The following is a 10,218-nucleotide window of genomic DNA, read 5'->3' as shown; positions in this document are numbered from 1 at the left end:
TGTGCTATCTACATTCGCACTGTTTGTGTTTGCACTAATATCAGATGTATCATTAGCCGTTGTATTTAATTGAGGTGTTTCTATCATATTGTTTTTTTCGGAATCTGCACTTGCATTATTTTTCGAAGATTGCGTTGTATCGTTCGATTGTTCTGAAGCTTGTGCTTGATGATTGCCTATCCCAAATAGTATAGTTGCCCCTACTATTACTGATGTGGTACCTACTGTAAAACGTCTAATCGAATACTTATTCTGCTTATTCGACAAATAATCAATTCTTTTTTTCAAAAATATTACTCCATTTCAATTTCTAGATTAGTCTAAATTGTATAATGAAATAAGAATTATATCAATTGCTTTTCGAAAAAAATTACGTAAAATTTGTTTTCTTCCTATTTATATAACTTAAAATTTTCTGTTAACTAGCAAAAATCAATATACCATTTTTACACTATTGCAAATGTTTTACTTTTCAAAAACTTAGAAGTTCTAAATTTTTCATCACCTTAAATTTTACTGTAATTTCAACAATCAAATTTAACTAACATTTTAAATTATTCATCATGCTAGCAAAAAAGGCCTAACGTATAAATGTACGTTAGACCTCATGTTCAACTTATTCATTTTACATTGTATATTAAACACATACATCATTGAATAAATGTTTGCTTACTAACCAATTTTTATGATCTTTAACAACAAGTTTTTCATCTTTAAGTTCATGAATAATATGACCAGCTGTTTCCCGGGAAATCCCAGCCATATCACTCATGAGTTGAATAGTTAAAAACTGTTTGATTTCATAAAATTCATCTTGATCGTACCCTACTGTCTGACATAGATGACAAAACAATTTAATAATTCGATCTTTAGCAAATTTACTTGTTAATGCCATGTTATAGTTCATGTGTTGCTGCTCATTATCATTTATTAATGCAAAAAGTGTCAAAAATATATCATCATTAGCTTTGCACAAAAAAGCCATCAATTCTCTAGGCAATCCAAGAACTGTACAATCGGTTAATGCTGTACACAATTCGTTAACCTCTTTCGGATGAAATAAGTTACTGATTGGAAATAATACTTGCTCTTTATTAAAATAACGATATACATCTCCATTTTGATTGTAATGTTCTCTAATAATGTTACCTTCAATTAAAAAGTAAATATTGCTACTTTCTTGTGGCGAAAAATAAATAACTTGGCCTTTCGTATAATGTCTGACAAAACATTCACTTTGATATGGTTGTAATATACTATATGGGATATTAATGTAATCTGCTAATGCCTTTAGTTCATGTTCTAATTTATTATTTCTACCCAAAATAAAGTTTTCTGTCATAAGTTAAACTCCTTCAAACCTTGCAAAGTGTCAGCAGACAACTTTTTCATTTGAATCAACGGAGAAACATATTTAATGTTTTGTCGCGTGATAAAGTGCTACATGTGAATGTGTGTACCTTTATTACCAATCAAAGCTTCGTATGCCTGCTCTAAATTGGTAATGATAACTTTTTTGTTTTCCCCACTTTCAACAAATCGTATCGCAGCTTCTATTTTTGGCAACATCGATCCTTCCGCAAACTTACCTTGTGCCGCGTATTTTTTCAGTGTTGCTACATCAATATCATCGATTTGTTGTTGATTAGGTTCATTAAAGTTAATAAATACATTTTCTACATTCGTAAGAATCATTAAGGTATCTGCTTCAATCAGCGTTGCTAATTTCTCACTAGCAAAATCTTTATCTATAACCGCTTCAACACCTTCATAGGTATTTTCTTTTTTTATAACTGGAATACCGCCACCACCGCATGCAATGACAATATTTTTACCGTCTGCTAAAGTTCGAATTAACTGGTGTTCTAGTATAGATTGAGGTAGTGGTGACGCAACTACTTTTCTATAACCACGTCCTGCATCTTCTTTAAAGACTGAGTCTGGCTGTTCTTTTTGTAATTCTTCAACTTCTTCTTTCGTATAAAAAGGACCAATTGGTTTGGTTGGGTTATTGAATCGTGGATCATCTTTATCTACTTCCACACGTGTAACGATTGTGCCTACAGTTCTATCACTATTCATTTCAGTTAAAATGCGATTGATTTCAGTTTCCAACCAATAGCCTATCATACCCTGTGACATTGCACCACAAGTATCCAATGGCATTGCCGGCGTTGTGTCACTGTTCGATTTAGCTTGTTGGATTAATAAACTTCCAATTTGTGGGCCATTACCATGTGAAATGACAATACGCGCTGGTGAATCAAATAAAGGTTTAAGGTTTTGCATCGCACGTCTAATAGCTGTTTGTTGTGCTTCAGCTGTTGCTTCTTTTGTCTGTATCGCATTACCGCCTAATGCAATGACAATTTTCTCTTTCATATTTTTGTCGCTCCTTTTAAAAAACATTTATCGTTCCCATCAATAACTTAATTAATCCGATAACTGCAAGTACGATAATAATCATAAAAAGAATATAGTCTGATTTAATCAAACGTGTCTGATTATTCTTTTGAACGATTGAATAAACAAGAAGAGCTGGAATATAAAGTAACATCGTCAATAATAAGTAATTGATACCTGCTGCATATATAAGCCATATAGCATAAATTGAGGCTATGATGCCAATCGTCCATTGCTTAGTAGTTGCTTGCTGTCGATGCTCTAAAGTGTATTTAACTTGGTAAAATGCACTGAACATGTAAGGGTATAAAATAGCACTTGATGCTAGTGAAAATGCAAATTGATACGCACTCTGTGTAAATAGCATACTTATTAAAAATAATTGTACTAATATATTGGTAATAAGCAGTGCATTTACAGGTGCTCCATTTTTATTTTCTTTAGCAAACCACTTTGGAAATAATCCATCTTTTGCAACAATGAAAGGTAATTCACCAGCAAGCAATGTCCATCCTAACCATGCACCTAGTACCGAAATAATTAAACCAATATTTACAAGTGTAGATCCCCAACCACCTACAATAGTTGCAAGCACCTGTGCCATACTTGGCGAATCTAATTGAGAAATATGATTTTGCAAAATCACGCCTTGAGCTAATACAGTTAATAAGAAATAGATAATTAAAACTGATATAAGTCCTATAACCGTGGCACTACCTACATCTTTTTTATTTTTAGCTCTACTAGAAAAAATTACTGCACCTTCGATACCGATAAACACCCAAACTGTCACTAGCATCGTACTTTTAACTTGGCTCATTGTGCTCGCCCAACTAAATGGCAATACACCCTCTGACGTCATACCGAAAAAGCCTGTTTTAAAAGTGTCAAAATTGAATGCAATTATCATGCATATGATTACAAGTAAAATCGGGATTAACTTTGCAACAGTAACAATACTATTGATAAATGCTGCTGTTTCAACGCCTTTTAAAATCAAGAAATGGACACCCCAGAGTAGTAACGAGGCGACAATAATACTTGGTAATGTGTTGCCTCCTTTAAAAATCGGGAAAAAGTTACCTACTGCTGACATCAATAGTGTTGCATAGGCAACATTGCCTAAAAACGCTGAGAACCAATATCCCCAAGCACTGATAAATCCTACAAAATCGCCAAATCCTGCTTGAGCATAACTATAAATACCACCGTCTAGCTCCGGCCGTTCATTGGTTAAATTTTGAAATACGAACGCTAATGAAATCATTCCTATAGCTGTAATAATCCAACCAATAATAATGGCTAATCCACCGGCTTTACCGCCCATATCAGACATTATATTGAACGCACCGCCACCAATCATGGATCCTATAACTAGTCCAATTAAAGAAGATTTACTGAGTTTGTTATCTCCTGATTCGTTCATATTCATTTCTCCTTTAATACCAATATGAGGTGTCTGTACATGACACTTATATCATCAGACACATCATATTCATATCGTTCCATTTAGTGATTAACTCCCCAATGTTGCTGCCATTACTGCCTTAATTGTATGCATTCTATTTTCAGCTTGATCAAACACTTTTGAATGTTCACTTCTAAAGATTTGGTCTGTAACTTCCATTTCAGCTAATCCATATTTTTCATAAATTTCTTGTCCATAAAGTGTATTTGTATCATGGAATGCTGGTAAACAATGTAAGAATATCGTTGAATCTTTACCTGTTAAATCAAACATCTGTTGATTCACTTGATAGTCTTTTAATAAATTAATACGTTGTTCAAATTCACTTTCTTCACCCATCGATACCCAAACATCTGTATATATAGCATCTGTATTTTCAACTGCTTCTGCAATATTATCCGTAATCATGATTGAACCACCATATTGACTCGCTTTTTCTTTTGCAATATCAACATATGCCTCTTTTGGATTTAATGATTTAGGTGTACAAATTCTTACATTAACACCTAACATAGCACCTGCTACCATTAATGAATGCGCAATATTATTACGTCCATCTCCAACGTAAGTTAAGTTTATTCCTTCTAGATATCCAAAATTCTCTTTTATTGTCATAAAATCAGCTAACATTTGTGTAGGATGCCAATCGTCTGTTAATCCATTCCACACCGGTACACCAGAGAACTTCGCTAAATCTTCAACAGCTTGTTGTGAAAAACCACGGAATTCAATACCATCGAACATTCTACCTAATACTTTCGCAGTATCCTCTACAGATTCTTTTTTGCCTAATTGAATATCATTTTTCCCTAAAAATTCTGGATGCGCACCTAAATCAATAGACGCAACTGTAAACGCTGCACGCGTTCTCGTCGAATTCTTTTCGAATAGTAGTGCAATATTTTTTCCAGATAAGTAGTGATGCTTAATACCGTTTTTCTTATACTCTTTTAATGTAATTGCAAAATCAATAAGTCCTTCGAATTCTGCTTTGGTAAAATCACTTTCTTTTAATAATGATCTGCCTTTTAAATCATACGGTTTTTGAATTTCTGTCATTATTTTCACCCTCGCTTCTATAATTTATTACGTTAAATGTCTTCTCTGAATAGTGGTTGACTCATACATCTAGGGCCCCCACGTCCACGTACCAGCTCGCTACCAGATATTTCAATGACTTTTATGCCTTTTTGTCTCAATAAATCATTCGATACATAGTTTCTATCGTAAGTCACTACAACGCCTGGTCTTATACATAATGTATTTGAGCCATCATTCCATTGCTCTCTAGCACCATCAATGACATCACCATTTCCTGTTGGAATGAATTGGATATCATCTATACCTAGTACGTCTTCTAAAGTATCTTTTAAATGACTAGATTGTTTGATGGCAATATCTTTATTTACGTCATCATATTCAATAATAAATATATTCATATTGCCTTCTGCCTTTAAAATGGCTGAATGCATTGTAAATTTGTCATAATCTATCATTGTAAATACTGTATCTAAGTGCATAAAAGTTCGACTAGTTGGAATTTCAATTGCTACTACTTTTTTAAACGTCGCCTGCGGATTTTCAAAAATACGTCGCGCTAACTTTTCAATAGCTTGTGCAGATGTACGTTCTGAAACGCCTATAGCCAAGACATCTTTAGATAAAACAAGTTCATCGCCGCCTTCAATATTGAATGGGCAATCTCGATCTAACCAGATTGGAATATTCGCATCTTTAAATCTAGGATGATGCTTTACAATATATTGAATAAATATTGATTCTCGTCGTCGTGCTCTCCAGAACATCCGATTGATTGTTATACCGTGTCCTATTGAGGCTTGTGGATCTCTAGTAAAATAAAGGTTTGGCATTGGATCTAAATAGAATGGATACTTATCATCCATGTACTCTACTAGATGTGTACATTTCGGATTAATTTCTTCCTTACGTACCCCTGACATTATTTTATCTACAAGTTCTTGATTAGAAAGTGTCGCAAATAATGTCTTAATTTCTTCTTCATGACCTAATATTGTTTTTTTAGACTCTGCTAATACATCATCAATAAATTCACTTCTTACTTGAGGATTTTCAATACTTTCAGCTGCTAACTTCTCAAGGTAAAGTACTTCAACACCCTCTTCTCTTAGCACCTGCGCAAAATGGTCATGCTCTTTTTGAGCTACTTCTAAATATGGAATATCATCAAATAGTAATCCATCTAAATAATCAGGTACTAAATTTTCTAATTCTTTTCCAGGACGCTTAAGTAACACAGTTTTTAAAGCTCCAATTTCGCTATTTACTTTAATTGGACCATCTGTCATGTCTATTTCCTCCTTTTATCTTTGAATTCATTTAGAGTATAGACAATCTTCAAACGCTTACATGTGATTATATTCACATAAAGAAAGTCGAAAATTTCATATCTTTTTGTTATACAATACATAATAATGGATTTTTATACATAAATAAAGGTGTTTTGGGTCAAAATATACATTTTTTATTCAAAAAGACCCACAAAAACACGTTGTATAAAGTTTTTTATACAGTCAAATGAATGACTATGAATTCTTTCTTTCCATAAAAAAACGCGTACACAAGTTAATATTTGGTAACTAACTTGTGTACACGTGATACGAAACTAATTTTTATTATTCATTTGATACATGTCTATTTAAATAATTTTGCATATACGTATTCTGCCATATCATTTGAGGCAGTTAAGATTAATGTAGTGTCATTTCCACTCACCGTACCTAATATCTCTTCTATATTTAGCTGATCGATAAAATAGTTTATGCCTTGGGCGAAACCAGGTGAGGTTTTAACGATAATGTATGAACCATTGATGATTGAACTTAGAACTTCATGTTCACAATAGTGTCTAAACTTTTCTCTCATCTCTTGTTCTGTTTGATTATTAATAGCTTTATAAATCCATGTTTCACAATCGATAGGGACACGATATATATTAAGTTCTTTCAAGTCTTTAGCAATTGTTGTTGCACTATATCTTACACCAAAATATTCTTCAATATATGAAATGATTTGTTCTTTTTTATAAATCTTATGCTTTTTAACTATTGTAGAAACAATTTCTAATCGTTTACTTTTCTTCATATTGTAAACTCCTTTGGTAGTTACGTTTCTTGTATTAAAAAATAAATTCATGCATGTTTCATTTATAATTTAACACTTTGTTTTGCAAAAGATAATAAAAATACATGTAAATTTTTTGTGACAACTTTTAAAATGAATTTTGTATTCTAAGTCAGCATTTAATTATCACATATCTACTACTTGTAATGATTTTAGACTGCCGAGTAGTCTTTCGGCAGACAACCCTCACACTCCTCTCATCTAATTACAAAGAGAGGGTATACCTACAAAGTCAATTATCAATGTAGGTATACCCCATATATAAGCTGTATTTAAAATTTAATTATTTATAAGTGTTTAACATTACTTCTTCTTGTTTATATATTTTTACTCCACGCCTACTTCATTCCATGCTTCATACACCTGTTCAGCTGTTTGCTCGTCATATAAATCTTTAGCCGCTTGGTATAATGCATCTTTACAATCTTTGAAGTTTGAATTACTTGTTAAGTATTCCGTTAATGCTCGGTAGTAAATTTGTTCTGATTTAGATTTCCCTATTGCTTGAATCACGTTATAAGCTGCTTTATTTGGAATTCCAGAATTCGTATGTACGCCACCATTATCTTTTTCAGTGAATACATAGTCTTTCATATGAGCTGGTTGACCAAATTGTTCTGGGTTTGACATGCTGCGTAAAGCGTCCCCCTCTTTTCCAGGTGTGTAGACATCTTCACCCATTAAGAAATCCTCGTCATCTACAAAGTATCCAAAAACATCTGAAAAGCTTTCATTTAGAGCGCCTGACTGGTCCTTATATTCTAAGTTCGCAGTCTCTTGTGTCACACCGTGTGTTAATTCGTGTGCCACTACGTCATTTGCACCCGATAAACTTGTGAATGTGCGACCATCACCATCACCATAGATCATTTTGTCACCAATCCATGCGGCATTATTTCTGTTATCTTGACCACCGTAGTTATTAACATGCGTTAATGAAACAATTGGACTACCTTGGTTGTCATATGATTCACGACCAAATGTGTCTTTGTAATAATCATATGTTTGTTTAGCGTAATAATTTGCATCTACGCCAGCACGTTGCTCATCTTTTACGAAGTTTTCATCTTCATTAGTAATCAATGTTGCTTGACCTGTTTGATCATTAAAGCTAAATGCTGATAATTTACCTTGATGCGTTAAATCTTCTAGGCTAAATCCACCGTCAATACTATTGATATTGATATCTTTTGTATCGCCAAGTACACCTTTTCCTTTACCAGTTTCTGCAGCTTCTTTAACTAAGTTCATTTTTTCTAAAATTTCGCCAGTTTGAGCATCAATTTTAACTTTCCAATGTGAAATTTCTGGTGTCACTGTAATTAACTCAACATTATAAACGTATTTATTACTGTCACCATCGATTTCAACTTTGTTTTCTTTAATGACTTTATCTTTAAGATTTTTCGCTTTATGCTTATCAATCTTAACTGCTTTAAATGCTTTGTCGGCTGCGTCATCTTTACTTAATGTCACTTTATTCGTTGGCTTTACTTTCTTCGCATCAGTATCCCCATTGATTAAAACGACTTTTCCTGATTTGTCTGCGTGTACTTTCACTTCTTTGTCAGGTGCATGAACACCATCAACACTCGGTTGCAATGTATAATGCGTAAATCCTTTTTTATCAGTTTTTACATCAGTAACAGCGTAATCTTGATAAATATTTTTTACATTTTCGGATTTAGGCAATTCTTTTAATGCTTTGACCGCATCACTCTTTTGAGTCACCTCAAATTTAATATCAGAATTAGCTGGTTTATTTTTTGAATCAATCGCTAATGCTGCTGGTGATAAAGTGCTCAACAATGTTACTGCTGCCATACTTGTAAATGCATATCTTGAAAATTTCCTCACATTTCATTCCTCCTGAAATCTTAAAAACAGCTTATAAATAAAATATTAATTTAATTTTTCAGAAAAGTAAATGATTATTTCTATTTATTTCGATACTTTTTGTTCGTTGATTTTATTTATTGATTCTTTTCTTTTTTAAAAATGTTATCTGTAACTAAATAAAATTTTAAAAATTGAGCTTAATTATATTTTAAAATTTATCAAGGCTTTATTTTTGTGAAAATATTAACAAATACAAAATAGTGCTCTATATACTTAATCAATGCTTGAAATATGTGAGATAACTATTTAAATAATCATGATCAAATAAACATTTTTATCAATTTCAAACAACTATGTAAGACGCAATAATCGTTATTATTTAATAAAAAAGACTAGAATGCGGTATCTCTCCTCACACTCTAGCCTTAATATGCCATTATTTTATTTACTTGTTTTGTATGGTGTATGTCCAACTGTTACTTCGACAACTCTATTATGATCAACGACAAACCAGATGCCTAATGTCTTTTTAGCATTTTGATAGTAAAAAATACCGCTATCAGCTTCCTTTGTTTTACCATTTTCTTTTTTCAAGTCCTTGCCATAAGCTTTTTGGATATCTTTTAATGAAATATTATTTTTAACTACAAATTGCAATTGACTTGCTTCGTTTCCTTTTGCAGAAACACCTTTAAAAGTTTGATCATATTTCTCTACTTTTTTTATCGTATTCGTTTTAGCTAATTTAATACCATTGAATTTCACATTATCATACTTAATCGCGTTAATAAAATTCTTATCCAGAATAAAATTAGCATTATTACCAATATAACCATTATAAGTATAATATGGGGTTATTGCTGCCTGTGCCTGTTTACTTGTTGGCGCCGAATTTTCAACAACTGTTACTCCAATCAGTGTGCCCAATGCTAATGTTGCTGCTACACAAACTTTACTGGTTTTATTCATAATTATCTCTCTTTTCCATACAAATATTTTATTCCTTACACTTTTATTATAACTTTTTCAGCCATAAAAATACTAATGATTATATTTATAAATACACAACAGTTTTGTTATACTAATTGAAGTACACAAAAAACAATGAAAATATTAATATCGCCTACTTTTCTAATATTTATTTTTTAAAATGATTATGGCAATATTGAAATAAATTATTTAGCTTCACGTATCAACTACTTTTCATTAACATGGAGGCGTTATATTTGAAAAAACTTCTTATTACCATCGTAATTATCGTATTAATCGGAGCACTTGGGTTCGCAATTTATGCTGCAATAAATCATTCTACATCATCAAGTAATAACCAAGAACAAGAAAATAAA

10 protein-coding genes and 1 pseudogene are annotated in these 10,218 nt (G+C 32.2%); 1 reads left to right on the top strand and 10 read right to left on the bottom strand.

The genetic code is table 11. The features are described from left to right. The 10 genes from IDG60_RS18675 to isaB all read right to left on the bottom strand — a co-directional run. Positions 1-288: YSIRK-type signal peptide-containing protein (locus IDG60_RS18675; protein WP_206161050.1), on the bottom strand; the 288-nt coding region annotated here is incomplete at its 3' end. Between the two features lie 349 nt (positions 289-637). Beyond that, complete coding sequence (locus tag IDG60_RS18670) at positions 638-1,342, bottom strand: Crp/Fnr family transcriptional regulator (protein WP_000138213.1); 705 nt, start codon at positions 1,340-1,342, stop codon at positions 638-640. A gap of 98 nt (positions 1,343-1,440) precedes the next feature. Then, positions 1,441-2,382 (bottom strand): carbamate kinase, encoded by a 942-nt coding sequence (arcC, locus tag IDG60_RS18665; protein WP_000660028.1) that lies wholly within the window; start codon positions 2,380-2,382, stop codon positions 1,441-1,443. Positions 2,383-2,398: 16 nt separating this feature from the next. Continuing rightward, positions 2,399-3,829, bottom strand: coding sequence for an arginine-ornithine antiporter (gene arcD, locus IDG60_RS18660; protein WP_001005835.1), 1,431 nt, complete (start codon positions 3,827-3,829; stop codon positions 2,399-2,401). 90 nt (positions 3,830-3,919) lie between these two features. Continuing rightward, complete coding sequence (argF, locus tag IDG60_RS18655) at positions 3,920-4,930, bottom strand: ornithine carbamoyltransferase (protein ID WP_000136162.1); 1,011 nt, start codon at positions 4,928-4,930, stop codon at positions 3,920-3,922. Positions 4,931-4,962: 32 nt separating this feature from the next. Next, positions 4,963-6,198, bottom strand: coding sequence for an arginine deiminase (arcA, locus tag IDG60_RS18650; RefSeq protein ID WP_000129417.1), 1,236 nt, complete (start codon positions 6,196-6,198; stop codon positions 4,963-4,965). A 176-nt stretch (positions 6,199-6,374) separates the two neighbouring features. After that, positions 6,375-6,509, bottom strand: a complete 135-nt coding sequence (locus tag IDG60_RS18645; RefSeq protein WP_031775727.1) for a hypothetical protein — start codon at positions 6,507-6,509, stop codon at positions 6,375-6,377. A gap of 35 nt (positions 6,510-6,544) precedes the next feature. Beyond that, positions 6,545-6,994, bottom strand: coding sequence for an arginine repressor (locus tag IDG60_RS18640; RefSeq protein WP_000748760.1), 450 nt, complete (start codon positions 6,992-6,994; stop codon positions 6,545-6,547). Positions 6,995-7,360: 366 nt separating this feature from the next. After that, on the bottom strand, positions 7,361-8,890 hold the full coding sequence (aur, locus tag IDG60_RS18635) for a zinc metalloproteinase aureolysin (RefSeq protein WP_001225022.1): 1,530 nt from the start codon (positions 8,888-8,890) through the stop codon (positions 7,361-7,363). Between the two features lie 423 nt (positions 8,891-9,313). Next, the gene (gene isaB, locus IDG60_RS18630) at positions 9,314-9,841 is read right to left on the bottom strand and encodes an immunodominant staphylococcal antigen IsaB (protein WP_001044560.1); all 528 of its coding nucleotides are present in this window, start codon (positions 9,839-9,841) and stop codon (positions 9,314-9,316) included. A 257-nt stretch (positions 9,842-10,098) separates the two neighbouring features. Between isaB and IDG60_RS22995 the strand changes: the two are divergent. Then, positions 10,099-10,218: pseudogene (locus IDG60_RS22995) on the top strand (hypothetical protein); the annotation flags it as partial.

This window comes from Staphylococcus sp. EG-SA-2, from assembly GCF_017152085.1.
This window is presented reverse-complemented; position numbering and strand designations above follow the sequence as displayed.

Coding starts and splice junctions, on each gene's coding strand:
- argF (WP_000136162.1), bottom strand. CDS start 4,930: ATGACAGAAATTCAAAAACCGTATGATTTAAAAGGCAGATCATTATTA.
- arcD (WP_001005835.1), bottom strand. CDS start 3,829: ATGAACGAATCAGGAGATAACAAACTCAGTAAATCTTCTTTAATTGGA.
- IDG60_RS18670 (WP_000138213.1), bottom strand. CDS start 1,342: ATGACAGAAAACTTTATTTTGGGTAGAAATAATAAATTAGAACATGAA.
- arcC (WP_000660028.1), bottom strand. CDS start 2,382: ATGAAAGAGAAAATTGTCATTGCATTAGGCGGTAATGCGATACAGACA.
- isaB (WP_001044560.1), bottom strand. CDS start 9,841: ATGAATAAAACCAGTAAAGTTTGTGTAGCAGCAACATTAGCATTGGGC.
- IDG60_RS18640 (WP_000748760.1), bottom strand. CDS start 6,994: ATGAAGAAAAGTAAACGATTAGAAATTGTTTCTACAATAGTTAAAAAG.
- arcA (WP_000129417.1), bottom strand. CDS start 6,198: ATGACAGATGGTCCAATTAAAGTAAATAGCGAAATTGGAGCTTTAAAA.